Consider the following 25,306-nt stretch of genomic DNA (forward strand, 5'->3'; position numbering starts at 1 on the left):
TCCACAGCGTCCTGCGCACGGCATCGGGAACATCACGCCATCGCCGGATGCCCCCCGACCGCACGCTGCTGTCCGGGTCGGCGGCCAGCCGCGCCACGAGCTCCGGCGGCAGATGGTCGTTCATGGTGAGGAACTGCCGCACCAGAGGATCCGGGTCCGCAGCCAAGCGGGCCAGCACCCCGGGCGGCTCGTCCCTGATGTGCGCGGCGACCGCGCACCGGACGGGCGGCTCCGGGTGCTCGACGAAGCGAGCACTCACCCGGGCCGGCAAGGAGCTGTTGGCTGCGAGCGTGCGTGCGGAGCCGAGCGCGATGATCTCCTCGACCATCTCCTCGGTCAGGTCCCGGCGCAGCAGCGCCGCCGAACTGCGAGCCCCCTGGTGCTGCAGCAAGCGGCGCAGCACATCGGGCGGAAGATCCTGCTGAGTTGCCAGAGCGCTGAGTTCGGCATCCAGTTCCATGGACGGCAGGTTGGGCCGCGGAATGGACGTCCGGGAGGCGCTACGGCATCGGGAGCAGCCGGACCAGCCGGAAGGCGGTCTCCGCGTTCGGCCGGACCGATGCGGCCCCGGACCGCGTACCGTCCGGGCGTCAGCTCCACCCCTGTGTGGTTGTCGGGCTCCGCCTCCGACTCGGCGGCCACCCACCGTACGAAGTCCCCGTGCTCCGGTAGGAACGTCGTGGACGAGGGCTCGTCTCCCGGCACCAACGCGCGGGACGGGCCCACCGTGAGCAGTCCGGTGCAACCGACCACCGCGCAAGCCGGTCGTGGTCGGACTCCGGGCCTTCGCCGTCCGCACCCTCCCACCGGTCGAGCACCTCGGCGGGGACCACCACCAGCGGCCCTCCGCCGGACTCCACCCGGTCGACCGGTCCTGGATCCGGATATCTCGCCATGCGGCGAGATGAGAGGTCGGCCGCTCCCTCAGGAGACCAGAACGATCTTGCCGAGGTTCCGGCGCTGCTCGATGAGCGCGTGGGCGCGGGCGGCCTCGGCGAGGGGGATCTCCATGTGCACGGCCGTGCGCAGGGTGCCCGCGGCCCGCAGCTGCCAGAGCTCGCGCAGCCGGCGCTCGTACAGGTCGGACTTGCCCGTGGCGATGGCCCGCATCTGGAAGCCGATCACCGAGGCACCGCGGACCAGGAGTTCGTACGCCTCCACCGTGCCGCCGCCGGAGCTGAAGGCCACCAGGCGGCCGCCCGTCGCCAGGGCTCGTACGGCGGGGCCGAGCAGATCGCCGCCGACGCCGCCGACGCCGACCCCGACTACACCCCGTACGCGGCCACCGGCGCCGCGGCGGCACCCGAGGGCGAGACGCTCGAATCCGCCGTGCCCGAGACCCAGGCGAACGACGACTTCGCCACGACCGTGATCCCGCTGGACGAGCAGGACGCCCCGACGGTCGAGGAGCCGGCACCGGTCGCCCCGAACGAGCCCGCTCAGGCGCGCGAGTCCTTCGAGCACGTCGAGAACCCGACGTCGACCGTGGAGCCCGCTGCGGCCACCGCGCCGCAGCACCAGGCCTTCTGGGCTCTCGTGCCGGAGGAGCGCGACATCGTCGACGAGATCGGCATCCCCGTGTTCCGCATCAGCCCGAGCGCGTGGGCTCTCGTCATCGAGGACCGCGGCGAGGTGTTCGTGGTTCGTCACGAGGACGGGCGCATCGGCTACCTGCACGACGTCTCGGGCGTCACGCGCGGCTGACCGCGATCCACCTCGCGATACCGTAGAAGGATGCTCCGGACGATCGACCTGCGCGGGCGTGCGCTGACGCCCGCGGAACTCCTCGCGACCGTTCCCCGTGCCGAAGCGGCGCGCTCAGAGGCCCTCGCGACGGCCGCGCACATCGTGGACGACGTGGCCGCGCGTGGCGAGATCGCCCTCCGCGAGCAGGCGTCGGACTTCGACGGCGTGGCCGAGCACGACATCCGCGTCCCCGCCGCCCACCTCGATGAAGCGCTCGAGACGCTCGACCCTGCCGTGCGCGCCGCGCTCGAGACGGCCATCGAGCGCGTGCGCGAGGCATCCGCCGCCCAAGTCCCCGCGCCGACGGTGACCGAGCTCGGTCCCGGCGCGCGGGTGACGCAGCGGTGGCAGCCGGTGCGCCGCGTCGGCCTGTACGTCCCGGGCGGCAAGGCCGTCTACCCGTCGAGTGTCGTCATGAACGTGGTGCCGGCGCAGGTCGCGGGAGTGGCCGAGATCGCTCTGGCCTCTCCGCCGCAGCGCGCGTTCGGTGGCCGCGTGCACCCCGTGATCCTCGGCGCCGCGAAGCTCCTCGGCGTGACCGAGGTGTACGCGATGGGCGGCGCCGGCGCGATCGGTGCGCTCGCCCACGGCGTGGCGTCGCTCGGCCTCGAGCCGGTCGACGTCGTCACCGGCCCGGGCAACAACTTCGTCGCGGCCGCCAAACGCGCCGTGGCAGGCCTCGTCGGTACAGATGCCGAGGCCGGCGCGACCGAGATCCTCGTGGTCGCCGACGACAGCGCCGACGCGCGCCTGGTCGCCGTCGACCTCATCAGCCAGGCCGAGCACGACGAGCAGGCCTCTGCCGTCCTCGTCACCACGTCGGAGCAGCTCGCGGCCGACGTGGTCAAGGCGATCGCGCCCCGCGCCGCGGCGACCCGCCACGCCGAGCGCGTCGCCGCCGCCCTTGCGGGCCCGCAGTCGGCGATCGTGCTGGTCGACGACCTCGCCGCGGCGACGGCGTTCAGCAACGCCTACGCGCCGGAGCACCTCGAACTGCACCTCGCCGACCCGCACCCGGAAGAATTCGTGCACGCGGGCGCCGTGTTCGTCGGCGCCGACTCGCCGGTGAGCCTCGGCGACTACCTCGCCGGCAGCAACCACGTCCTGCCCACCGGGGGACAGGCGCGCTACTCCGCGGGGCTCTCCGCCGCCACGTTCCTGCGCCCGCAGCAGGTCATCGAGTACGACCGCGACGCCCTCGCCGCCGTCCACGACGCGATCGTGACGCTGGCCGAGGCCGAGGCGCTCCCCGCCCACGGCGAGGCCATCACGGCCCGCTTCGAGGACTGAGTCCGGAATCCCGGCGTAGGCTGTCCCTGCCATGCACTGCCCGTTCTGCCGCCACGCCGATTCGCGCGTCATCGACTCGCGCACCAGCGACGACGGTCTCAGCATCCGTCGACGCCGTCAGTGCCCGCAGTGCGGAGGCCGTTTCACCACGATCGAGACCGCGAGCCTGAACGTCATCAAGCGCTCGGGTGTGATCGAGCCCTTCAGCCGCGAGAAGGTCATGTCCGGCGTGCGCAAGGCATGTCAGGGGCGGCCCGTGACCGATGCCGACCTCGCCGTGCTCGCGCAGACCGTGGAGGAGAGCATCCGCCAGACGGGCGCCTCGCAGCTCGACGCGAACGAGATCGGTCTCGCGATCCTCGGTCCGCTGCGCGACCTCGACGAGGTCGCCTACCTCCGCTTCGCGAGCGTGTACCAGGCGTTCGACTCGCTCGAGGACTTCGAGGCCGCGATCGAGCAGCTGCGTGTCGACCACGGCCGCGCCCGCGCACATGATGAGACCGCGCAGGCCGCCACGGAGTGACCGGATAGCCTAGGAGGGATGTATCCCCTCCTCTTCCGCACCGTCCTGTCGCGCATCGACCCCGAGTCCGCCCACCACTCGGCGATGGTCGTGATACGGATGCTGGGGGTCCCGCCGTTCTCGTGGGCCACGCGTGCGATCACCCGCCCCGCACCGGAGCTCCGGACCACCGCCCTGGGGCTCACCTTCGACTCGCCCTTCGGCGTCGCGGCCGGGTTCGACAAGGATGTGAAGGGGGCGTCGGGACTGCACGCCCTGGGTTTCGGTCACGTCGAGGTGGGCACCGTCACCGCGATCCCGCAGGACGGCAACCCGCGCCCGCGGCTGTTCCGGCTCATCCCGGACCGCGCCGTGGTGAACCGGATGGGATTCAACAACCACGGCGCCGAGGCCGCGGCCGCGCGCCTGCGCACGCTCCGCAAGCGCTCACGCCGCACGGTGCTCGGCGTCAACATCGGCAAGAGCCGGGTCGTCGACGTCGCGGATGCGACCGCCGACTACGTCCGCAGCGCAACGCTGCTCGCGCCGCTCGCCGACTACCTCGTGGTGAACGTGTCGTCGCCGAACACGCCGGGGCTGCGCGGTCTGCAGGCCGTCGAGACGCTGCGTCCGCTGCTGGACGCCGTGCGCGACGCCGCGGGCGCGACGCCGCTGCTGGTGAAGATCGCGCCGGACCTCCCCGACGACGAGATCGTCGCGATCGCGCAGCTCGCGGTCGACGCCGGTCTGTCCGGGATCATTGCGACGAACACCACGATCTCGCGCGACGGTCTCGTGACCGACGCGGCGACGGTGGCCGCCGCCGGCGACGGCGGGCTGTCCGGTGCGCCGTTGAAGGCGCGCGCGCTCGAGGTGCTGCGACTGCTGCGCCGGACGGTTCCCATCGAGTTCGCGGTGATCTCGGTCGGCGGTGTCGAGACGGCAGTCGACGTGCAGGAGCGGTTGGATGCCGGAGCCACCCTGGTGCAGGGCTACACGGGCTTCCTCTACCGCGGCCCGCTGTGGGCGCGGCAGATCAACCGGGGCCTGGTGAAGCTCAGGCCGGCTTCTGGCCGCGCTTGACCTGGGGCTTCGGGAGGCGGAGGAAGCGCATCTGGACGGTGCGCATGGCGGCGTACCAGCCCAGGCCCTTCTCGACCTTGCCCTCGCCGAACTTCTTACGGACGGCGCGCTTGACGGTGATCGACGTGATGACCATGTCGCCGATGACGAAGAAGATGAAGATCCACAGGCCGACGAACGCGTAGTACTGCAGGGCCGCGATCGGCAGGAATGTCGCGAGGATGACGAGCACCATCGCGGGCATGACCGCCTCGCCCAGATGCCACCCGGCGTCGACCCAGTCGCGCACGAACTTGCGCTGCGCACCCTGGTCGCGCGCGGGGAGGTAGCGCTGCTCGCCGTTGGCCATGCCGACGCGGGCCTTCTCGCGCTGCGCCGCGAGATCCGCCTTGGCGCGGGCCTTCGCCTCCTTGGTGTCGGGCACGAGGGGGCGCTTGCGGGCGGCCTCCTGCTCGGCGCGCGAGGGAGTGGGGCGCCCCTTGTTCGAGGGGCCGGTGGGGACGCCGTTGAGCACGGTGCCCTCCGACGGTGCGTCGTTGGACGAAGGAGCTGCAGGTGTCTTGGCCACGGGTGATCCTCGAAGTGCGGAGAAGGGGTGCACTTAAGATTACCCGCATGACCACTGAGCTCTCCCGACAGGATGCTGTGCGCGAAGCCGCGGCTTCCGGCATCCCTTCCGCCCTCGCCGATCTCGGCACTCTCGTGCGCATCCCGTCTGTCGCCTTCCCCGGTTTCGACACTGCTCAGGTGCAGCGCAGCGCGGAGGCGGTCGCCGAGCTCGTGCGGGAGACGGAGCTGTTCGAGACGGTGGAGATCCTCACCGCGGTCATCCCCGAGACGGGGGAGCGGGGCAACCCCGCCGTGCTCGCGACGCGCGCCGCCCGCAACGGCCGCCCGACGATCCTGCTCTACGCGCACCACGACGTGCAGCCGGTCGGCGACGAGTCGCTCTGGGAGTCGTCGCCGTTCGAGCCCACCGTCCGCGGCGGCCGGCTCTACGGCCGGGGTGCCGCCGACGACAAGGCCGGCATCATGGCCCACCTGGCCGCGCTGCGCGCGCTCAAGGAGGGGGTCGGCGACGACTTCGACCTCGGTGTCGCGCTGTTCTTCGAGGGAGAGGAGGAAGCGGGGTCTCGGTCGTTCGCGCAGTTCCTCTCCGACAACGCCGACGCGCTGCGCGCCGACGTGATCGTCGTCGCCGACTCCGGCAACTGGGACGACAAGACCCCCGCGCTCACGGTGTCGCTGCGCGGCAACACGCGCTTCACGCTCCGCGTGCGCACCCTCGAGCACGCCTCGCACTCCGGCATGTTCGGGGGCGCGGTGCCCGACGCGATGATGGCGACCGTCACCCTGCTGGCGACCCTGTGGGACCAGGACGGCGCCGTCGCCGTGGCGGGACTCACGGAACGGGATGCCGAGACCCCTGAGTACACCGAGGAGACGCTGCGCGACGAGGCCGGGCTGCCTGCCGGGGTCTCGCCTGTCGGCCGCGGCACGATCCTCAGCCGCATCTGGAACAAGCCCTCGATCACCGTGACGGGCATCGACGCGCCGAGCGTGGTGAACGCCTCGAACACGCTGAGCCCTGAGATCTCCGTCGTGATCAGCGCCCGCATCGCACCCGGCCAGCCGGCCCGCGAGGCCTATGCCGCCATCGAGGCGCACCTGCGCGAGCACGCGCCGTTCGGTGCGCAGCTGACGTTCAGCGATCAGGACTACGGCGACGCCTTCCTCGTCGACACCTCGGGCTGGGCCGTGGAGGCTGCCCGAGAGGCGCTCCACGAGGGCTACGGCGTCGAGTCTGTCGACATCGGCGTGGGCGGGTCGATCCCGTTCATCGCCGACCTCGTGCGGGAGTTCCCGGGCGCCCAGATCCTCGTGACCGGCGTCGAGGACCCGCACGCCAAGGCCCACAGCCCCAACGAGTCGCTGCACCTCGAGACGTTCCGCAACGCGGTGCTCTCCGAGGCGCTCCTGCTCGAGAAGCTCGACGCGCGTACGTCGCAGGCGTGACGCGACGGCTCCGGGATCGGCGCGAATGCGCCGGTCCCGGAGCCTTCTGCCAGCGGGCACGCGTAGAATCGTCGCATCCCGCCGCCTGAGTGGATGATCGATCCGGGGCGGCCCTTCCGGAGGAGTGCCATGACCGACACCGCACTGACGACCGAGCAGACCGCCCGCGAACACGGTGTGCTGCTGACCGACGCCGCCGCCGGCAAGGTCAAGAACCTGCTGGAGCAGGAGGGACGCGACGACCTGCGTCTGCGCGTGGCCGTGCAGCCGGGCGGGTGCAGCGGCCTGATCTACCAGCTCTACTTCGACGAGCGCTACCTCGACGGCGACAAGACGGTCGACTTCGACGGCGTCGAGGTGATCGTCGACGACATGAGCGTCCCGTACCTCGACGGCGCCACGATCGACTTCAAGGACACCATCTCGGAGCAGGGCTTCACGATCGACAACCCCAACGCGGCCGGGTCGTGCGCGTGCGGCGACAGCTTTCACTGATCGCTAACGATCCGATACTTTTCCGGCGGGTCCGGTGCGCTCCGATTAGCGCCCGGGCCCGCCTTTTTCCGTCTCTGCGACACGATCAAACCTGAGCGGATGGCCTGAATCGCCTGGGCGGTTGCCCTAGACTGACGTGAGTCCTGTTCGTGATCGGAAAGGTGCACCGTGCCTTCGAAACGCCGTATCCGCTGGGCCGTTCTCCCACTCGGGATCGCAGCGGCTGCAGTCCTCGCCGGATGCACCCCGACCGAGCTGCACGGCTTCCTCCCCGGATTCACCGAAGACGGCCAGCCGGCCACCAACCACGTCGACATGGTCGCGGGTCTCTGGGTGAACTCGTGGATCGTCCTGCTCGTCGTCGGCGTCATCACGTGGGGCCTGATGGGATGGGCGGCGATCGCCTACCGGCGTCGCAAGGGCCAGATGGGTCTTCCCGTCCAGCTGCGCTACAACATGCCGATCGAGATCTTCTACACGATCGTCCCGCTCATCCTCGTGGTCGGCTTCTTCGCCTTCACCGCGCGCGACCAGGCGATCCTCGAGACGCAGTACGACGAGCCCGATGTCGCGATCACCGCGATCGGCAAGCAGTGGTCGTGGGACTTCCAGTACGACGGCGCGAGTGACGACGAGACCGTGTGGACCATGGGCGTCCAGGCGCAGACCGACGAGCGCGGCGACGTCATCAGCGAACTGCCCACACTGGTGCTCCCCGTCGACCAGACGGTGAAGATCAAGCTCCAGTCGCGCGACGTCATCCACTCCTTCTGGATCATCGACTTCCTTTACAAGAAGGACATGTACATCGGCAAGGACAACTACTGGTCCTTCACGCCGACCCGCGAGGGCGAGTACGCCGGCAAATGCGCCGAGCTCTGCGGCGAGTACCACTCGATGATGCTTTTCAACGTCAAGGTCGTCAGCGAAGCCGAGTACGAGGACTACCTCGCGACGCTGCGCGAGGCCGGCCAGACCGGCGACATCAACGACGCCTACGACCGTCTGCAGAATGCGCCCGGGACAGGCGCTCAGGGCGAGGGATCCGAAGAGGGAGACAACTGATCATGGCGACGACGCTTCCGCTCCAGGAGACGACGCAGGGTCGCCCCACCACCCTGCCGCCGCGTCAGGCCGCACTGCTCAGCGCATCGCGCGTCGAGCAGAAGGGCAACATCATCGTCAAGTGGATCACCTCCACCGACCACAAGACGATCGGGTACCTGTACCTCATCTCCTCCGTCATCTTCTTCCTCCTGGGTGGAGTGATGGCGCTGATCATCCGTGCGGAGCTCTTCGAGCCCGGGATGCAGATCATCCCGACCAAGGAGCAGTACAACCAGCTGTTCACGATGCACGGCACGATCATGCTGCTGATGTTCGCGACGCCGCTGTTCGCGGGCTTCGCGAACGCGATCCTGCCGCTGCAGATCGGCGCCCCTGACGTCGCCTTCCCGCGTCTGAACGCCTTCGCCTTCTGGCTGTTCCTCTTCGGCTCGACGATCGCCGTCTCCGGCTTCCTCACCCCGCAGGGCGCCGCCGCGTTCGGATGGTTCGCGTATCAGCCGCTCGCGAACGCCTCGTTCTCCCCTGGCGTGGGCGGCAACCTCTGGATGCTCGGCCTCGGCATGAGCGGTTTCGGCACCATCCTCGGTGCCGTGAACTTCATCACGACGATCATCACGATGCGCGCGCCCGGCATGACCATGTGGCGCATGCCGATCTTCTCGTGGAACACGCTGATCACCAGCATCCTCGTGCTGATGGCGTTCCCGGTTCTCGCCGCCGCCATCCTCGCCGCCGCCGCTGACCGCGTGCTCGGCGCCCATATCTACGACCCCGCCAACGGTGGTGTGCTCCTCTGGCAGCACCTCTTCTGGTTCTTCGGTCACCCCGAGGTGTACATCATCGCGCTGCCGTTCTTTGGCATCGTGTCGGAGATCTTCCCGGTCTTCAGCCGCAAGCCGATCTTCGGCTACAAGACGCTCGTCTACGCGACGATCGCGATCGCCGCCCTGTCGGTCGCGGTGTGGGCCCACCACATGTACGTCACCGGCGCGGTCCTGCTGCCCTTCTTCGCCCTGATGACGATGCTGATCGCGGTGCCGACGGGTGTGAAGATCTTCAACTGGATCGGCACGCTCTGGCGAGGCTCGGTGACCTTCGAGACCCCGATGGTCTTCGCGCTCGGCTTCCTGGTGTCGTTCGTGTTCGGTGGTCTCACCGGCGTGATCCTCGCGTCGCCGCCGCTCGACTTCGCCCTGTCCGACTCGTACTTCGTCGTGGCGCACTTCCACTACGTCGTCTTCGGCACGGTCGTTTTCGCGATGTTCGCCGGCTTCTACTTCTGGTGGCCGAAGTGGACCGGGCGCATGCTCAACGAGCGCCTCGGCTACGTCCATTTCTGGATGCTGTTCATCGGCTTCCACATGACCTTCCTCATCCAGCACTGGCTGGGCGTCGACGGCATGGTGCGTCGCTACGCGGACTACTCGGAGGCTGACGGCTGGACCTGGCAGAACCAGGTGTCGACGATCGGCGCCATCATCCTCGGCGCCTCGATGATCCCGTTCCTGTTCAACGTCTGGATCACGTCGCGCAAGGCGCCGAAGGTCACCGTCAACGACCCGTGGGGCTACGGCGCATCGCTCGAGTGGGCGACTTCGTGCCCGCCCCCGCGTCACAACTTCACGTCGATCCCGCGCATCCGCAGCGAGCGGCCCGCGTTCGACCTGAACCACCCCGAGGCGGGTATCCCGGTCGGCGTCGGTCCCGCGAAGGACGCCCCCGAAGCCCCGGTCTCCGACCTTGCCGATGGAGAGGTGAAGTAAGGTGCGCACGAACACCGGACTCTGGTGGCTGCTGACCGTCTTCTTCCTGGTGGTGGCGGTCGCCTACACCGCGTGGAACATCATCGCCCACCCCGACGTGCCGTGGTACAACGGCATCGAGTGGGTCGGCAGCGTCGCGCTGCTGTTCACCGCCCTGATGGGCGCGCTGATCGCGTTCTACATCGGCAAGGTGCACAAGGCCCAGGGCGGCGAGCTGCCCGAGGACGTCCTCACGTCCGACATCGACGACGGCGACCCCGAGCTGGGCGAGTTCAGCCCGTGGTCGTGGTGGCCCATCGTCCTCGCGTTCTCGGCCGCACTCGGCATGATCGGGCTCGCGGTCGGCGCCTGGATGATGCCCATCGGCATCGCCGTCTTCGTCGTCGCGATCGTCGGCTGGGTGTACGAGTACTACCGCGGCTACTTCGCCCGCTGAGCCGGCAACGGCCGGCGCGCATGACATATCGCCTGATGCGCACGGGGACCCGTCTGTGACGGGTCCCCGTGTGTTTCTGCGGGCGGCTGCCTGCTCCGACATCGGCCCGCACCGCACGACCAATCAGGACGCTGCGTTCACGGCCTCCTGGGGTGCCGCGGTGGCGGATGGTGTCGGGGGAGGACCCGCGGGTGACCTCGCCTCCGCGGCACTCATCCATCGGCTGGCGGCAGGCCGTCTGGACGGCCTCGGGGCCGTGCAGCTCGCCGACGCCGTCCGGTCGGCCAACTGGGACCTCCGCGCCCATGTCGAGCGCGATCCTTCGCTGAGCGGCATGGCCACGACGTTCACGGGACTCTTCGCGGCGCGCGACGGCGGGCTTCTGCTGGCCCATACCGGAGACTCGCGGGCGTACCGCCTGCGAGGCGGCGAACTCGCGCAGGCGAGCAGGGACGATTCGCTCGTGCAGGCTCTGGTCGACCGCGGGATCGTGTCGATCACGGATGCCGCGTCCCACCCTCGTCGCAACATCATCACCGCCTCGCTGAGCGGCGCCGAACGCGATGCTGCGACGGTGACCGCGCACGATGCGCAGGCGGGTGACAGGTGGCTGCTGTGCAGCGACGGTCTCACCGATTACGTCCCCGATGACGAGATCCGCAATCTTCTTCTGGAGTTCCCGCACGCGGGAACGGCGGCCGAGGCGTGTGTGGCGGTGGCTCTGGAATCCGGCTCCTCTGACAACGTCACCGTGGTGGTGTGCGACGTCGTCCCGGACACCGGCGAGATCGGCGGCACGCCCGCGCAGACGGCGTTCTACGGGGCGGCCGCCGATCGGTTCATGGAAGGGCTGGAATCGGCCTGAGGCGGGGGCTCAGCCCGCGACGGGCGCGCGCACGACCATCACCTGCGCGTCGAACACGCGGGGGAGTGCTCCCTCGTCGTTCTCGGTCGGCTGTCCTTCGCGCACCCAGTACTCGTAGCCACCGATCATCTCTTTCACGGAGTATCCGAGCTTGGCGAACTCGATGGCGCCCTTCGCACCCGCGTTGCAGCCGGGACTCCAGCAGTAGACGACGACGGGGGTCGAGCTGTCGATCTCGCGCGGTGCGCGATCGGCGATCTCGCGGTACGGCATGTGGATCGCACCACGGATGCGTCCCTGCGCCCACGCCTCATCGCCGCGGACATCGACGAGGACGAACTGCTCGCCGGCCTTCTGTGCGGCGTACACATCAGAGGGGTCGGTCTCGAGGGAGAGCTTGGCGGAGAAGTACGAGAGGGCGTCGGTCATGCCTCCACGCTAAGCCAGCATCCGTGGCGGGACCGTCGAAAGCGCGGTCAGAAGTCGTCTGATTCCTGCCGATCGCGACGCGGGGCACGTATCGCTGCACGGAACGACGGATGCCCCGGCACGATCGTCGAGATCGTGCCGGGGCATCCGTCTGCGAAATGCGGCGACCCTACTGGTCGGATTCCTTCTCGCGGTTGCGCGGAGACTTCGTGCCCGGCTCGGGCTCGGGAACGATGACGTTCGAGGGGCGCACAGGCACCTCTCCGTGCTTCCCGTCGTCGAGCGGCTTGTGCGGTGCATCGGGAACGCCGGCGCGCTCGTGAGCCGCCTGGATCTCGAGGTCTTCCTCGGCCGCGATGTGGTCGAGGTCGTGGTGCTGGTGAGCCAGCGCCGCGTCGAGCTCGGCCTGCGTGACGGGGGTGAGGCGGTCCTCGAAGAACCAGCGTGAGATGGACGCGCGGAGGTTCTCGTGCCACGGGATCTGGCCCTTGGCGTTCGGACGCACCACGAGCGGCTCGTACGTGTCGAAGTCGGCCAGCTTGAAGCGCTCGTAGTCGTCGACGGGCTGGTGCACCTCGATGTACTCGCCACCGGGGAGGCGGACGATGCGACCCGACTCGTAGCCGTGCAGCGCGATCTCGCGGTCCTTCTTCTGCAGCGCGATGCAGATGCGCTTGGTGACGAAGTACGCGATCACCGGGCCCAGGATCAGCAGGGCCTGAAGCGTGTGGATCACGCCCTCCATCGTCAGCCAGAAGTGCGTGGCGATGATGTCGGAGGCTGCCGCGGCCCACAGCACCGCGTAGAACGTGACGCCTGCCGCGCCGATCGCGGTGCGGGTCGCCGAGTTGCGCGGACGCTGGGCGATGTGGTGCTCGCGCTTGTCGCCGGTGACCCACGCCTCGATGAAGGGGTAGATCAGGACGAGCACGATGAACAGGCCGAGCACGACGAGCGGCACGATGATGTTGAACGACCACGTGCGGTCGAGGAACACGATCTCCCAGCCCGGCGGAACCAGGCGCAGGGCGCCGTCCGCGAAGCCGATGTACCAGTCGGGCTGGGTGCCGGCGGAGACGGGGGACGGGTCGTAGGGGCCGTAGTTCCAGATCGGGTTGATCGTGAACAGCGAGGCGATGAGCACGATCACGCCGAACGTGATGAACAGGAAGCCGCCCATCTTCGACATGTACACCGGCATCATCGGGTAGCCGACCACGACGCTGTTCGTGCGGCCGGCACCGGCGAACTGCGTGTGCTTGTTGATCACCATGAGCATGAGGTGGAGCACCAGCAGGCCGACGAGGATCGCGGGCAGCAGCAGGATGTGCAGCGTGTAGAGGCGGCCGACGATCGCGTCGCCCGGGAACTGTCCGCCGAACAGGAGGAACGAGGTCCACGTTCCGATGATCGGGATGCCCTTGACCATGCCGTCGATGATGCGCAGACCGTTGCCCGACAGCACATCGTCGGGAAGCGAGTAGCCGGTGAAGCCCTCGCCCATCGCGAGGATGAACAGGATGAAGCCGATCACCCAGTTGAGCTCGCGAGGCTTGCGGAACGCGCCCGTGAAGAACACGCGCAGCATGTGCACGCCGATTCCGGCGACGAACACCAGCGCGGCCCAGTGGTGCATCTGCCGGACGAGCAGACCGCCGCGAAGATCGAACGAGATCTCGAGGGTCGACGCCATGGCGGCCGACATCTCGATACCGCGCATCGGCAGGTAGGCGCCGTTGTAGTGCGTCTCGACCATCGACGCCTGGAAGAAGAACGTCAGGAACGTTCCCGAGAGGAGCACGACGACGAACGCCCACAGGGCGATCTCGCCGAGCATGAACGACCAGTGGTCGGGGAAGATCTTGCGGCCGAGCTCCTTGACGAAGCCGGAGAGGCTCGTGCGCTCGTCGATGTAGTTCGCGGTGGCGCCGATGAAGCGGCCGCCCAGCGGACGGTCGCCGTTTCGTGAGGCGGGAGCCACAGGAGCCGCAGGCTGCTCAGTGACGGTTGAGGTGCTCAATGACGCTCCCAGAAGCTCGGGCCGACGGGTTCGAGGAAGTCGCTGCGGGCTACGAGGTAGCCCTCGTCGTCGACGGTGATGGGCAGCTGCGGCAGCGGGCGCGCCGCCGGGCCGAAGATGACCTTCGCGTGGTCGGTCACATCGAACTGCGACTGGTGGCACGGGCACAGCAGGTGGTGGGTCTGCTGCTCGTACAGCGCGACCGGGCAGCCGACGTGGGTGCACACCTTCGAGTACGCGACGATGCCGTTGTACGACCACTCCTTGCGGTCCTCGGCCTCGGTCAGCTGCTCGGGGAGCAGACGCACCAGGAGCACGAGCGCCTTCGCCTTCTCGTCGAGGTAGCCCTCGCTGTGCGACACCTCGGCGAGGGCCTCGGGGATGACGTGCACCGCGGAGCCGAGGGTGAGGTCGGCCGCCTTGATGGGCTCGCCCGACGGGTCGTGCGCGAGGCGCATGCCCTCCTTCCACATGGTGTGCTCGAGGAGGTACACGGGGTCGCCGGCGTGCGGCTTCTCCGGCGAGTTGAACGGCGCGAGACCGCGGAACAGCACGACGCCGGGCACGACCGATGCCACGAGGGCAGCGATCAGCGAGTTGCGGACCATCGCACGGCGGCCGAAGCCCGACTCGGCGTCCGCGTCGGCGAAGGCCTTGATAGCGGCCTCACGCGTTGTGTCGCGGCCGCGCGTCGCGTGACGGGGCTCGACGAACTCCCTGTCGGACATGACGGCCTTCGACCAGTGGATCGCGCCCACGCCGATGGCCAGCAGCGCGAAGGCGATGCCGAGTCCGATGAAGAGGTTGTTGTTGCGGATGTCGACGATCCGCCCGCTCTCGATCGGGAAGAGCATGTAGGCGGCGATCGCCCAGATGCTGCCGGCGATCGACAGGTAGAAGAGCGTGTAGATGGCACGGACCGCGCGCTTCATCGAAGCGGGGTCCTTGTCGGTCATCCGCTCGCGGTGCGGGGGGAGGCCAGGGTTGTGCACCGGGTCGGTGACCGCCACAGCGAGCCCGGGGGAGGGCTTCCAGGAAGCCCTCTCGTGCTCTAGCGGGTCGTCCTCGTGGGCCATGCTGCTCCTCGTCAAGTCTTACGTGTGTCGTTCGTCGATCAGTTGGACTTCGCCGTGATCCACACGGTGATGGCGATCAGCGAGCCGATGCCGAAGATCCAGATGAAGAGGCCCTCCGAGACGGGGCCGAGCGAGCCGAGCGAGAATCCGCCCGCAGACTCGTTGTCCTGCAGGTACAGCAGGTAGGTGATGATGTCGCGCTTCTCTTCGGTGGTCAGCGTCATGTCGTTGAACACCGGCATGTTCTGCGGACCCGTGACCATCGCCGCGTACATGTTCAGCGGAGTGGTGGTGTGCAGGTTGGGGGCGTACTTGCCCTCGGTGAGCGCACCACCGGCGCCGGCGACGTTGTGGCACATGGCGCAGTTGATGCGGAAGAGCTCGCCACCCTCGGATGCGCTGCCTTCGCCGTCGAGGACCTCGTCCTCGGGATAGCTCGGGCCGGGCGCGATCGACTGGATGTAGGCGCCGATCGCGGTGATCTGCTCCTCGGTGAACTGCGCCGGCTTCTGCGGAGCCTGCGGGCCCTGCATCTGCAGCGGCATGCGGCCGGTGCTCATCTGGAAGTGCACGGCGAGCTCGCCGACGCCGTAGAGCGACGGGCCGTCCTCGGTGCCCTGCACGTCCAGGCCGTGGCACGTGGCGCAGTTGGCCTGGAACAGCTTCTTGCCGTCTTCGACGGTGAGCGCGGAGTTCGTGACGGTCTCGGGGGTCGTGGCCGCCATCGCCGCGGATGCCCCGGCGTAGGCGCCGCCCGTGATGAGCAGGCCGATGCCGATCAGTGCGGCTGCGGCCCAGGGGCTGCGGCGGCCTTTCGAGCGGCGCGTGGTCTGTCGTGCCATGTCGGGTTTCAGCTCCGCTCTCACTTGAGGAAGTAGATGACGAGGAAGAGGGCGATCCAGACGACGTCGACGAAGTGCCAGTAGTACGACACGACGATCGAGGACGTCATCTCTTTGCGCCCGAAGTTCTTGACGGCGTACGCGCGCCCGATGACGAGGAGGAAGGCGATGAGACCGCCCGTCACGTGCAGGGCGTGGAAGCCGGTGGTGAGGTAGAACGCCGACGCGTAGGAGTTCGCGCTGATCGGCATGCCCTCGGCGACGAGCTGGGCGTACTCCCACACCTGGCCCGAGACGAAGATCGCGCCGAGCGCGAAGGTCAGCCAGAACCACTCGACCATGCCCCAGCCGAGCCAGCCGCGCTTCTTCGTCGAGTAGGGCTGGAAGCGCTCCGCGGCGAACACGCCCATCTGGCACGTGACCGAGGACAGCACGAGGATGATCGTGTTGACGGTCGCGTACGGGATGTTCAGCAGCTGCGTCTCCTGCGCCCACAGTTCGGGCGAGGTGTTGCGCAGGGTGAAGTAGATCGCGAAGAGGCCCGCGAAGAACATCACCTCGCTGCCGAGCCACACGATGGTTCCGACAGCGACCGGATCCGGCCGCTTGACGGACCGCATGGCCTGGGAGTAGGTCGCTGTGGAGGTCGTCACGCTCCCCATTATGGCCGATTCGGGGCGTCGATTTTCGCATCGGAGGGCATGTCTTCACCTCCTCCGGAACTTAGGGGAGCCTAAGAGGACCCTGCGACTTCGCCGTGAACCCGTGGTGAAGACGCAGAATCCCGCCGCCCGGGACGCCGTGTCACGAAACGGTTCCGATTCCCGAGCCCGGCTAGGCTTCTCGGTTATGGCGGAGCTGTACACCTGGCCGGGAATCCTCACCACGCTGCTCGAGCGGCGCGACCTCACCGTCTCGGAGTCGACGTGGGCGATGCGCCAGATCATGTCGGGCACCGCCACCCCCTCCCAGCTGGCGGGTTTCCTCGTCGCGCTGCGCGCCAAGGGCGAGACGGTGGACGAGATCGTCGGCTTCCGCGACGCGATCCTCGAGGCCGCGCTCCCGCTGCCCGTCGACGCCGCCGTCCTCGACATCGTGGGCACCGGCGGCGACCGCTTCGGCACCGTCAACGTCTCGACGATGTCGGCCCTCGTGGCCGCAGCATCCGGGATCCCCGTCGTCAAGCACGGCAACAAGGCGGCCAGTTCCTCGTCGGGGTCCTCCGACGTGCTGGGCGCGCTCGGGGTCGACCTCGCGCTGTCGCCGGACGCCGTGGCCGAGACGCTCTCGCGCACCGGCATCACGTTCGCGTTCGCGGGCGCCTTCCACCCCGGGTTCAAGAACGCGGCGGCGACGCGCAGCGAGCTCGGCGTCCCGACGGTCTTCAACTTCCTGGGGCCGCTGTGCAACCCGGCGCGCGCCGAGGCGAACGCCGTCGGCGTCGCCCACCTCGACCGGGTGCCGCTCATCACGGGCGTGTTCCGGACGCGTGGTGCGACGGCGCTGGTCTTCCGCGGCGACGACGGCCTCGACGAGCTCACGACGACCGGTCACAGCCGGCTGTGGGAGGTCAGTCGCGGCGACATCCACGAGCACGACCTGGACCCACGCGACCTCGGCATCCCGCTCGCCGACATCGACGACCTGCTGGGCGGGGACCCTGCCCACAACGCCGCCGTGGTGCGTCGGGTGCTCGGCGGCGAGCAGGGCGCGGTCCGCGACATCGTGCTGCTGAACGCGGCCGCGGGCATGGTCGCCTACCGCCTGTTCCGCGACGCGGCACAGGTGCAGCGGCCGATCCTCGAACGCCTCGCCGAGGCCCGTGACGACGCCGCCGCCGCGATCGACAGCGGTGCGGCGACGGCCACGCTGGACCGCTGGGTCGAGGCGACGCGCGCACTCGCCTCCTGAGTCGGGCGCTGGGTCGGGTTTTCCCCGGCGCGCGCTCTTCCGTCCCGATGCATGGCGCCGCTAGCGTGTGGCTCAACGACCCGCATCCGAGGAGGACGCATGAGCGAGGAAGAGCCCCGCAGCACCACCGACGTGATCGAGCCCCCCGAGAAGAAGGTCGGCCTCGTGAAGGCCGTCGGCATCCTCGGGATCATCGGCGGTGTGCTGCTGATCCTGGTCGGCATCATCGCCTGGATCGGCGTCACGAATCAGCTCACGGCGGAGAACATCACCATCCCCGACGACGCGGCAGCCTTCCAGGGCCAGCAGGTCACCGGCCCCCTCACGGCCTACGTGCAGGCCGACATCATCAACACCCACGCCCTCGAGGCGTCCGGTGGCAAGACGTATGCGGAACTCGACCAGGATGACCCGGTGCGGGCCACCGTGATGCAGGCGTCGTTCCTGCGCGCCTCGCTCTTCACCTCGGTCGTCGCCTACGGCGTCGCGCTGTTCGCCGCGGGCATGGGCGTGCTCGCGATCCTGTTCGGCTGGGCCATCCACCGGCTGGCGAGCGTGCCGGTGGTGATCCGGCGCTCCAACGTCGCCTGATCCGACGCCCGTCGCCCGTCGCACGTGAACCCCTTCGATGCGCTCACCGAGATCGCCACGCTCCTCGAGCGTGAGCGCTCGTCCCGGTACAAGTCGAAGGCGTTCCGTGCGGCGGCCGACGCGATCGAGGGCCTGAGCGACGCGGAACTGCGGGACACCGCCGCCCTGCGCCGCCGCAAGGGGATCGGCGACTCCACGTTCGCCGTGATCCAGCAGGCGCTGGCGGGCGAGGTTCCGGGGTACCTCGTCGACCTTCGCGAACGCGCCGGCGTGCAGCGCACGTCGTCCCTGCGGCCACTGCTGCGGGGCGACCTGCACTCGCACAGCGACTGGTCCGACGGCCTCACCTCCATCGACCTCATGGTCGACGCGGCGAGAGCACTCGGCCACGAGTACCTCGCCCTCACGGATCATTCGCCGCGGCTGCGCGTCGCGAACGGGCTGTCGCCCGAGCGCCTGCGCTCCCAGCTCGAGGTGGTCGCGGGCATGAGCGGCGACGGGTTCACCCTGCTGTCGGGCATCGAGGTCGACATCCTCGAGGGCGGCGCCCTCGATCAGGAACCCGACCTCCTCGCCGAGCTCGACGTCGTGGTCGCGTCCGCCCACTCCAAGCTGCGCATGGAGCGCGGCCCGATGACACGGCGTCTGGTGGCGGCGGTGTCGAGTCCCCACATCGACGTCCTCGGACACGTCACCGGCCGCCTCGTCGAAGGATCGCGCGGAACGCGGCCGCCCTCGACCTTCGACGCGCGGGTCGTGTTCGAGGCCTGCGAGGCCCACGGCGTCGCGGTCGAGATCAACTCCCGTCCGGAGCGTCAGGACCCTCCCGACGACCTCATGGCGCTGGCGCTCGAGATCGGATGCCTCTTCTCGATCGATTCCGACGCCCATGCGCCCGGCCAGCTCTCGCTGCTGGACTACGGCGCCGAGCGTGCCGAGCGCATCGGCGTTCCGCCCGAGCGCATCGTCACGACCTGGTCGCTGGACAAGCTACGCGAGTGGACCGGCCGCGACCGCGGCGCCTGAATCCGCCGCGGTACTCGGTCTCGTCGACGACGCCCTTCGCGAAGCGCTCCGCGAGCGGGGCCTCGCCCCGGCGGAACCGGATCAGACGGTGTCGAGCGCGTCGATGATGCGGTTCATCGACGCGCCCAGCGCCCACTGCTCGGCGAGGGACGCCGCATCTGTCTTCGCCTGCTCGGTGAGCGGTCGCAGGCGCGGGTCGGGCACGTCCAGCGGGAGGTCGCGCACGACGGCGACCACCCGTGGCGCGACGGCGAGATAGGGCAGGCCCGCGAGCACCTTGGAGCGCACGCCCGCGGACATGCCCTCTCCGAGCTCGGCCGCGGCGACGATTCCGGCGAGGTCGCCGTGGGTCGCGAGAAGCCCGGCCGCGGTCTTCTCGCCGATGCCGGCGACGCCGGGCAGACCGTCGGACGAGTCGCCGCGGAGCGTGGCGAAGTCGGCGTACTGCGAAGGAAGGACGCCGTACTTGGCGACCACGGACGCATCGGTGAGCACCTCGAGGTTGCTCATGCCCCGTGCGGTGTAGACGACGCGGACATCGCGCTCGTCGTCGACGAGCTGGAAGAGGTCGCGGTCGCCGGTGACGATGTCGACCGGCATGGTCGCAGTGGAGGCGAGGGTGCCGATGACGTCGTCGGCTTCGTGGGCGGCGGCGCCGACGATGCGGATCCCGAGGGCGTCCAGCGCCTCGCGGATGACTGGCACCTGCACCTCGAGGGGATCGGGCACCTCCTCGACGTCGGGCGCGCCCGCGACGACCTCGGCGACGCGATGCGTCTTATAGGTCGGGATGAGGTCGACGCGCCACTGCGGTCGCCAGTCGTCGTCCCAGCACGCGACGAGGTGCGTGGGGCGGTACGTCGTGACGAGCCGCGTGATGATGTCGAGGAACCCTCGGACGGCGTTGACGGGGGTGCCGTCCGCAGCGCGCACCGTGTCGGGAACCCCGTAGAACGCGCGGAAGTACAGGGACGCGGAGTCGAGCAGCATGAGGCGGTCGGTCACGCGTTCATCCTGGCATGCACCGCCGACGCGCACCGCCTGAACGCCGCAGCAGGGCACGCGGGCGCCGCGGTCGCGGCATCGCGCACTTCGCCACCCGCCGTTCACCTGCCGGACCGGTCGCGGTCGCACGGAAGGACCCATCGCGTTCACATCCGGCGCTCACCGTGGGGAGACAGCGCCGAGCCCGATCGTGAGGGCCGGCCGGGAGGAGGCGCCGCATGGGTCGCGAGGATGTGCTGGCGTGGGTCGAGTCGCCGCTGCAGCTCGTCGGCGCCGCGGAGTGGGCGGCTGCCCACCACACCACTGTTCCCGTCGCCGGACGCCTGACGCCGCAGATCTCGGCCACCGCCGACGAGCTGCTGTCGCGCGGCGCGCGCTTCGGCGAGCTCGAGCCCTACCTCGGCATCCCGTGGAGCCTGCTCGCCCGCCACGGCCACTGGCTCGTCGGCGACGGCTTCTCGGGCCAGTTCCGGCTCGCCGCGTCCGTACTGCGCCCGCACCGCATCACCTTCCTCGATGACGGCGCCCACGCGATCGCCTACGCCGACACGCTGCTCGGTCGCCGTCCGTACGCCCGCCCGAACATCGCGGAGCGCGGACTCACCACGGTCGCCGCTCCGTTCGCTGCCGAGCTCGTGCACCGCCGCGCCGGCGCGCGCCGCGCGGGGATGTTCACCGCGTTCGACCTCGGCGCCGAGCGCGTCGACGCGCTTGCGGACCACGGGTTCGGCATCCGCCGCCACGACTTCTCGTGGACGCGCCAGAGCGCGCCCGCGGCGCCCGAGCTCGGCCGTCGGGTCGTGCTCGGAAGCGCGCTGCCGGTGGACGGACGGATGCTGCTGCTCGACTATGTGCGGTGGGTGCGGGATGCCGCGGCCGCAGGCGCGGTGTACCTCCCGCACCGTCGCGAGTCGGCGGAGCAGCTGGACGCCGTCTCGACCGTGCCGGGGCTGCGGATCCACCAGAGCGGACTGCCCGTCGAGCTCGTGCTCGCCGGCGCCCGTGGCGCGCTCGACGTGCACACGCTGCCGTCGAGCACCACGACGACGCTCCCTCTGGTTCTCGCTGGCACGAGAGCGACCGTGCACACCGGACGCGCCCGGCGCTCGACCCGGACGGCGGCGGCATGAGCGAGGCCGTCGCCATCATCCCCGCGCGCGGAGGCTCGAAGGGCGTCCCCCGCAAGAACCTGCAGCGCGTCGGCGGCGTGCCGCTGATCGCACGCGCGGTCGACGCGGCGCGGCGCTGCCCGGCGATCGACCGGGTCGTCGTGACGACCGACGACGCCGACATCGCGGCCGTCGCGGCCGAGTGGGGCGCGGAGGTCGTCGAGCGGCCGGCAGACCTGTCGGGCGACCTCGCGAGCAGCGAGAGCGCGCTCGTCCACGCTCTGGAGACTCTGGAGGCCGGCAGGGTCGACGTGGGAGTCCTCGCCTTCCTGCAGGCGACGTCGCCGTTCATCGACGTCGACGCGCTCACCTCGGCCGTGCAGCTCGTGCGCTCGCGCCGACGCGACAGCGTCTTCTCGGCCGTCGAGACGTACGGCTTCCTGTGGGAGAAGGGCATCGGAAGCGCGGCTGAGCCGGTCAATCACGATATCGACGTGCGCCCGCGTCGCCAGGACCGCGAACCGCACTACCTCGAGACCGGCGGCTTCTACGTGATGCGGGCGGCGGGCTTCCGCGCGGCGAACCACCGCTTCTTCGGCAGCGTCGGCATCGCCGAGGTCGCGCCGCGGACCGCGATCGAGATCGACACCCTCGACGAGCTCGAACTCGCACGCACGCTCGCGCCCCTGGTCGACCGCGACGCGTGGGGCGCCCACGCGGGTGCGATCCCCGTCGACGCCGTCGTGACCGACTTCGACGGCGTGCACACCGACGACACCGTGCACGTCGACCAGAACGGCGTCGAATCCGTCACCGTGAGCCGATCCGACGGCATGGGGGTCGGGATGCTGCGAGCCGCCGGCATCCCGTTCCTCATCCTCTCGACCGAATCGAACCCCGTCGTGACCGCCCGCGCGCGCAAGCTCGGCGTGGATGTGCGACAGGCCGCGTCCGACAAGGCGGCGGTGCTGCGCGAGTGGGTCGGCCAGCAGGGCATCCCGCTGTCGCGGATCGCCTACCTCGGCAACGACGTCAACGATCTGCAGTGCCTCGAACTGGTCGGCTGGCCCATCGCGGTCCCCGACGCACACCCCCTCGTCCTCTCCACCGCGCGCGTCGTGCTCGACCGCCCCGGCGGCGCCGGCGCCGTGCGCGACCTCGCCGAGCGCGTGCTCACCGGCAGGTCGGCGACGGTCGTCGCCGACGCGCTCCGGCCGGCCGTCGGGTCGGCGCGAGCCTCAGCATCCGATCACCCCACCGCACCACAGGAGGCCTCATGACCGTCACCATCGGATCCCGCGTCGTCGGGGGCGGACGCCCCGCGTACGTCATCGCCGAGATCGGACTGAACCACAACGGAGACGTCGACCTCGCGAAGCGTCTCATCGACGTGGCGGCCGACGCCGGCGCGGACGCGGTCAAGTTCCAGAAACGCACGCCCGAGATCGCCACGCCCGAGCACATGCGCGACATGCCGCGCGACACGCCCTGGGGCCGCATGACGTACCTCGACTACCGCCGCCGCGTCGAGTTCGACCGCGACCAGTACATCGAGGTCTCCGATCACGCGCTGCTGCGCGGTCTCGAGTGGTTCGCCTCGCCGTGGGACGTGCCGAGCGTCGCCTTCCTCGAAGACCTGGGCGTCGTCGCGCACAAGGTCGCCTCCGCGTCGCTCACCGACGTCGAGCTGCTCGAGGCGCTGCGCGACACCGGCAAGCCGATCATCCTGTCGACCGGCATGTCGACGATCGAGCAGATCGACGCTGCGATCGACATCCTCGGCACCGACCGCCTCGTACTCCTGCACGCCACCTCGACGTACCCGATGGAGCCGGAGGAGGCCAACCTCCGCATGATCCCCGCGCTGCGCGACCGCTTCCCGGGCGTGCCGGTCGGCTATTCGGGCCACGAGCGCGGCCTGCAGATCTCGCTTGCGGCCGTCGCGCTCGGCGCCGTCGCGGTGGAGCGGCACATCACGCTCGACCGCACCATGTGGGGCTCCGACCATGCCGCCTCGCTCGAGCCGGCGGGCCTGCAGCACCTGGTGCGCGACATCCGCGTCATCGAGGCGGCGCTCGGCGACGGTGTGAAGCGCGTCTACCCCGGCGAGCTCGCGCCCATGGCGAAGCTGCGTCGCGTTCCCGCGTGAGTCCGGGCACGTCGGGCGGCGGGCGGCCGCGCATCGTCGCGATCGCCGACACCGACTCCTACGTGAAGTGGGCGGCGGCCCTCCTCGGCGGGGTCGACGAGCGATGGGATGTCTCGCTCCTGGTGCTCGAGACGCCGCTCGTCGTCAGCGACGCCCAGCTCGCCTCCGCGCTCAGCGGGAGCGCGCTGGGGGAGGACCGTGTCGAGCGGATCGTGTATGCCCGCCTGGCGGCCCGGCTCGCCGAGCTGCGGGCGGACGCCGTCGTGCTCGGCGCGCGCGGTCCGCTCGTGCGCGTGCTCGCGCGCGATCTCGCGGCGCTCGATCCGCGGCCGGTCGTGGTGACCGGGCTTCCGGGCATCTCGATCCCCGCGACACGCAAGGCCGTCGTGTACCGGCTGCAGTCCGACCTGTTCGTCGTGCACTCGCGCCGCGAGGTGCGGGAGTTCGCTGCGCTGTCGGCGCGCACCGGGTACGCCCACCGCTACGCCCTCGCGACGCTGCCGTTCGCGCGCGGTGCCGTGACGGCCGGCGGCGGCACCCGCCCGCATGCCGAGGGCACCGACCTCGTGTTCGCCACCCAGGCGAAGGTCCCCGCCGAGAGGGAGGACCGGCTGCGCGTCGCGCGCACGCTCGTGCGGGCGGCCGAGGCGGATCCGACGCGGCGCGTCGTGGTGAAGCTCCGAGCCGCGTCGGGTGAGCACCAGACGCACGCCGAGCTCGACGGCTACCCCGAGCTGCTCGCCTCGCTCGGGCCGCTGCCGGCGAACCTCGTCACCTCGACGGGGTCGATGGGCTCAGCTCTCGCGACGGCGGAAGGACTCGTCACCGTGAGCTCCACGGCGGCGATCGAGGCGATCGCGCGCGGCATCCCGGTCATCGCACTCGACACGTTCGGCGTCTCGGCGCGCCTCATCAATGAGACGCTCGCCGACGCCGACCTGCTCGCGAGCGAGGAGGACGTCGTGGCGCGGCGTTTCCGGCATCCGGATCCCGAGTGGCTCGACGAGAACTACTTCCACGCACCCGAGGCCGACGACTGGACCGCGCACGTCGACGCGCTGCTCGCGCAGCGGGCCGCGGGGCGGCTTCCGGCGCGCGCGTCGGTGCTCCGCCGGGGAGGTGCGCTGCGCGACGCGTGGGAGCGCAAGGTCGCCCTCGGCCGCAGCGACACGTCCGCCTCGGGCGCCGTGGCCTACGCCGTCGGCGTGCCGCTGCGCGGGGTGGTGCGGCTGGCCAAGCGCGCCCGCCGTTCGGTCGTCGGAGCTGTTCAGCAGCCGGGGCCGGTCGGATCCTCGACGCAGGTGCGGTCCACGAGCGCGGTGCGCACCTCGATGACGCGCACGCCGTAGCCGGCCGCCTCGGCCCGGACCACACCGGGAACCGTCCGCCACGTGCCGCTTCCGAAATCGACGGATGCCTCGTACTCGACCGTCACCGACACCGGATACGTCCCGCGGGCCCGGTACGCGTGGCTGGTCGCGGTCGGCGTGAACTGCCCCTGCCCGAGCGCCGTCCACGACGCGCCGCCCGTGCTCGCGCGCGTCGTCGTGCCGTCGCCGTTGTCGAACACGTAGGCGACCGGGACGAAGCGCACGGTCACGTCCCAGCCGAGCACCGTGCCCGGGATGCGCTGCTCGGACGCCGAAGCCAGCAGGTTCGTCGGCATGCCGACCACGCCGAAGCCCGCCGGTTCGCCGCCGAGCGTGGGCTGCGCCGGCCGGAAGGAGGCGAGATCGGCCAGGGTCACCTCCGGCGGCCCGGCGACGACATAGTTCTCGCACCGGTTGAGGGGGCCGCAGTCCTCCGGCTCCGCGGTGGCTTCGGACCTGGGGGCGGCACCTGAGCTCGAGTGGGGCTCTCTGTCGGAGGCTTTGCCAGGATGGG

26 protein-coding genes and 1 pseudogene are annotated in these 25,306 nt (G+C 70.1%); 17 read left to right on the forward strand and 10 right to left on the reverse strand.

Features of this window, described 5'->3' with window-relative positions; translation table 11 throughout:
• Nucleotides 1-336 precede the first annotated feature (336 nt).
• Both AC3A46_RS02790 and AC3A46_RS02795 read right to left on the reverse strand, forming a co-directional pair.
• Nucleotides 337-896, reverse strand: a pseudogene (locus tag AC3A46_RS02790) (Imm21 family immunity protein).
• A 28-nt stretch (nucleotides 897-924) separates the two neighbouring features.
• On the reverse strand, nucleotides 925-1,188 hold the full coding sequence (locus AC3A46_RS02795; protein ID WP_487663706.1) for a zinc-binding dehydrogenase: 264 nt from the start codon (nucleotides 1,186-1,188) through the stop codon (nucleotides 925-927).
• 141 nt (nucleotides 1,189-1,329) lie between these two features.
• On the opposite strand from AC3A46_RS02795, the gene AC3A46_RS02800 reads away from it, so the two are divergent.
• Genes AC3A46_RS02800 through AC3A46_RS02815 form a run of 4 tightly spaced genes read left to right on the forward strand, consistent with a single transcriptional unit; the run spans nucleotide 1,330 to nucleotide 4,621 of the window.
• The gene (locus AC3A46_RS02800; protein ID WP_487663707.1) at nucleotides 1,330-1,704 is read left to right on the forward strand and encodes a hypothetical protein; all 375 of its coding nucleotides are present in this window, start codon (nucleotides 1,330-1,332) and stop codon (nucleotides 1,702-1,704) included.
• 30 nt (nucleotides 1,705-1,734) lie between these two features.
• The gene (gene hisD, locus AC3A46_RS02805; RefSeq protein WP_487663708.1) at nucleotides 1,735-3,036 is read left to right on the forward strand and encodes a histidinol dehydrogenase; all 1,302 of its coding nucleotides are present in this window, start codon (nucleotides 1,735-1,737) and stop codon (nucleotides 3,034-3,036) included.
• A gap of 31 nt (nucleotides 3,037-3,067) precedes the next feature.
• A complete protein-coding gene (gene nrdR / locus AC3A46_RS02810) occupies nucleotides 3,068-3,559 on the forward strand; it encodes a transcriptional regulator NrdR (RefSeq protein ID WP_487663709.1) in 492 nt (163 codons plus the stop codon).
• Nucleotides 3,560-3,577: 18 nt separating this feature from the next.
• A complete protein-coding gene (locus tag AC3A46_RS02815; RefSeq protein WP_487663710.1) occupies nucleotides 3,578-4,621 on the forward strand; it encodes a quinone-dependent dihydroorotate dehydrogenase in 1,044 nt (347 codons plus the stop codon).
• Here AC3A46_RS02815 and AC3A46_RS02820 read toward each other — a convergent pair.
• A complete protein-coding gene (locus AC3A46_RS02820) occupies nucleotides 4,596-5,189 on the reverse strand; it encodes a DUF3043 domain-containing protein (protein WP_487663711.1) in 594 nt (197 codons plus the stop codon). The two genes, AC3A46_RS02815 and AC3A46_RS02820, sit on opposite strands and share 26 nt — an antisense overlap.
• 47 nt (nucleotides 5,190-5,236) lie before the next feature.
• Here AC3A46_RS02820 and AC3A46_RS02825 point away from each other — a divergent pair, with 47 nt between their 5' ends.
• From AC3A46_RS02825 to AC3A46_RS02850, 6 genes are all read left to right on the forward strand, one after another.
• Nucleotides 5,237-6,637: a M20/M25/M40 family metallo-hydrolase gene (locus AC3A46_RS02825; RefSeq protein ID WP_487663712.1), complete on the forward strand. Its 1,401-nt coding sequence runs from the start codon at nucleotides 5,237-5,239 to the stop codon at nucleotides 6,635-6,637.
• Between the two features lie 129 nt (nucleotides 6,638-6,766).
• The gene (gene erpA / locus AC3A46_RS02830) at nucleotides 6,767-7,132 is read left to right on the forward strand and encodes an iron-sulfur cluster insertion protein ErpA (protein ID WP_045298933.1); all 366 of its coding nucleotides are present in this window, start codon (nucleotides 6,767-6,769) and stop codon (nucleotides 7,130-7,132) included.
• Between the two features lie 168 nt (nucleotides 7,133-7,300).
• A complete protein-coding gene (gene ctaC, locus AC3A46_RS02835; RefSeq protein WP_487663713.1) occupies nucleotides 7,301-8,197 on the forward strand; it encodes an aa3-type cytochrome oxidase subunit II in 897 nt (298 codons plus the stop codon).
• A gap of 2 nt (nucleotides 8,198-8,199) precedes the next feature.
• A complete protein-coding gene (gene ctaD / locus AC3A46_RS02840) occupies nucleotides 8,200-9,963 on the forward strand; it encodes an aa3-type cytochrome oxidase subunit I (protein ID WP_045298929.1) in 1,764 nt (587 codons plus the stop codon).
• A 1-nt stretch (nucleotide 9,964) separates the two neighbouring features.
• A complete protein-coding gene (locus AC3A46_RS02845; protein ID WP_487663714.1) occupies nucleotides 9,965-10,399 on the forward strand; it encodes a cytochrome c oxidase subunit 4 in 435 nt (144 codons plus the stop codon).
• A gap of 55 nt (nucleotides 10,400-10,454) precedes the next feature.
• Nucleotides 10,455-11,264: a PP2C family protein-serine/threonine phosphatase gene (locus AC3A46_RS02850; protein ID WP_487663715.1), complete on the forward strand. Its 810-nt coding sequence runs from the start codon at nucleotides 10,455-10,457 to the stop codon at nucleotides 11,262-11,264.
• A 9-nt stretch (nucleotides 11,265-11,273) separates the two neighbouring features.
• Here AC3A46_RS02850 and AC3A46_RS02855 read toward each other — a convergent pair whose 3' ends face one another.
• From AC3A46_RS02855 to ctaE, 5 genes are all read right to left on the reverse strand, one after another.
• Entirely contained in the window at nucleotides 11,274-11,693 is a 420-nt protein-coding gene (locus AC3A46_RS02855; protein WP_487663716.1) for a rhodanese-like domain-containing protein, read from the reverse strand.
• 169 nt (nucleotides 11,694-11,862) lie between these two features.
• Nucleotides 11,863-13,713, reverse strand: coding sequence for a cytochrome bc1 complex cytochrome b subunit (gene qcrB / locus AC3A46_RS02860; RefSeq protein ID WP_487663717.1), 1,851 nt, complete (start codon nucleotides 13,711-13,713; stop codon nucleotides 11,863-11,865).
• Nucleotides 13,710-14,789, reverse strand: a complete 1,080-nt coding sequence (gene qcrA, locus AC3A46_RS02865; RefSeq protein WP_487663718.1) for a cytochrome bc1 complex Rieske iron-sulfur subunit — start codon at nucleotides 14,787-14,789, stop codon at nucleotides 13,710-13,712. The genes qcrB and qcrA overlap by 4 nt, the downstream gene beginning before the upstream one ends.
• A gap of 38 nt (nucleotides 14,790-14,827) precedes the next feature.
• Nucleotides 14,828-15,631 (reverse strand): cytochrome bc1 complex diheme cytochrome c subunit, encoded by an 804-nt coding sequence (qcrC, locus tag AC3A46_RS02870; RefSeq protein ID WP_487663719.1) that lies wholly within the window; start codon nucleotides 15,629-15,631, stop codon nucleotides 14,828-14,830.
• A 20-nt stretch (nucleotides 15,632-15,651) separates the two neighbouring features.
• Nucleotides 15,652-16,293: an aa3-type cytochrome oxidase subunit III gene (gene ctaE, locus AC3A46_RS02875; protein ID WP_056367122.1), complete on the reverse strand. Its 642-nt coding sequence runs from the start codon at nucleotides 16,291-16,293 to the stop codon at nucleotides 15,652-15,654.
• A 187-nt stretch (nucleotides 16,294-16,480) separates the two neighbouring features.
• On the opposite strand from ctaE, the gene trpD reads away from it, so the two are divergent.
• From trpD to AC3A46_RS02890, 3 genes are all read left to right on the forward strand, one after another.
• On the forward strand, nucleotides 16,481-17,542 hold the full coding sequence (gene trpD / locus AC3A46_RS02880; RefSeq protein WP_487663720.1) for an anthranilate phosphoribosyltransferase: 1,062 nt from the start codon (nucleotides 16,481-16,483) through the stop codon (nucleotides 17,540-17,542).
• A 99-nt stretch (nucleotides 17,543-17,641) separates the two neighbouring features.
• The gene (locus tag AC3A46_RS02885) at nucleotides 17,642-18,133 is read left to right on the forward strand and encodes an aromatic ring-opening dioxygenase LigA (protein WP_487663721.1); all 492 of its coding nucleotides are present in this window, start codon (nucleotides 17,642-17,644) and stop codon (nucleotides 18,131-18,133) included.
• A 24-nt stretch (nucleotides 18,134-18,157) separates the two neighbouring features.
• Nucleotides 18,158-19,159 carry a PHP domain-containing protein gene (locus AC3A46_RS02890; RefSeq protein WP_487663722.1) on the forward strand — a complete coding sequence of 334 codons (1,002 nt, stop codon included), beginning with the start codon at nucleotides 18,158-18,160 and terminating at the stop codon, nucleotides 19,157-19,159.
• A gap of 81 nt (nucleotides 19,160-19,240) precedes the next feature.
• On the opposite strand, the gene AC3A46_RS02895 is transcribed toward AC3A46_RS02890, so the two are convergent.
• Nucleotides 19,241-20,164 (reverse strand): 5'-3' exonuclease, encoded by a 924-nt coding sequence (locus AC3A46_RS02895; RefSeq protein ID WP_487663723.1) that lies wholly within the window; start codon nucleotides 20,162-20,164, stop codon nucleotides 19,241-19,243.
• A gap of 218 nt (nucleotides 20,165-20,382) precedes the next feature.
• Here AC3A46_RS02895 and AC3A46_RS02900 point away from each other — a divergent pair, with 218 nt between their 5' ends.
• From AC3A46_RS02900 to AC3A46_RS02915, 4 genes are read left to right on the forward strand one after another with little or no spacing between them, the layout of a single operon-like run.
• Complete coding sequence (locus tag AC3A46_RS02900) at nucleotides 20,383-21,294, forward strand: hypothetical protein (RefSeq protein WP_487663724.1); 912 nt, start codon at nucleotides 20,383-20,385, stop codon at nucleotides 21,292-21,294.
• Entirely contained in the window at nucleotides 21,291-22,553 is a 1,263-nt protein-coding gene (locus AC3A46_RS02905) for a cytidylyltransferase domain-containing protein (protein WP_487663725.1), read from the forward strand. The genes AC3A46_RS02900 and AC3A46_RS02905 overlap by 4 nt, the downstream gene beginning before the upstream one ends.
• On the forward strand, nucleotides 22,550-23,422 hold the full coding sequence (locus AC3A46_RS02910; RefSeq protein ID WP_487663726.1) for an N-acetylneuraminate synthase family protein: 873 nt from the start codon (nucleotides 22,550-22,552) through the stop codon (nucleotides 23,420-23,422). The genes AC3A46_RS02905 and AC3A46_RS02910 overlap by 4 nt, the downstream gene beginning before the upstream one ends.
• Nucleotides 23,419-24,771 (forward strand): DUF6716 putative glycosyltransferase, encoded by a 1,353-nt coding sequence (locus AC3A46_RS02915; protein WP_487663727.1) that lies wholly within the window; start codon nucleotides 23,419-23,421, stop codon nucleotides 24,769-24,771. The genes AC3A46_RS02910 and AC3A46_RS02915 overlap by 4 nt, the downstream gene beginning before the upstream one ends.
• Here the strand turns inward: AC3A46_RS02915 and AC3A46_RS02920 are convergent.
• Nucleotides 24,690-25,169, reverse strand: coding sequence for a hypothetical protein (locus tag AC3A46_RS02920; protein ID WP_487663728.1), 480 nt, complete (start codon nucleotides 25,167-25,169; stop codon nucleotides 24,690-24,692). The two genes, AC3A46_RS02915 and AC3A46_RS02920, sit on opposite strands and share 82 nt — an antisense overlap.
• Nucleotides 25,170-25,306: the final 137 nt, after the last annotated feature.

This window comes from Microbacterium sp. Soil_C_42, from assembly GCF_057656735.1.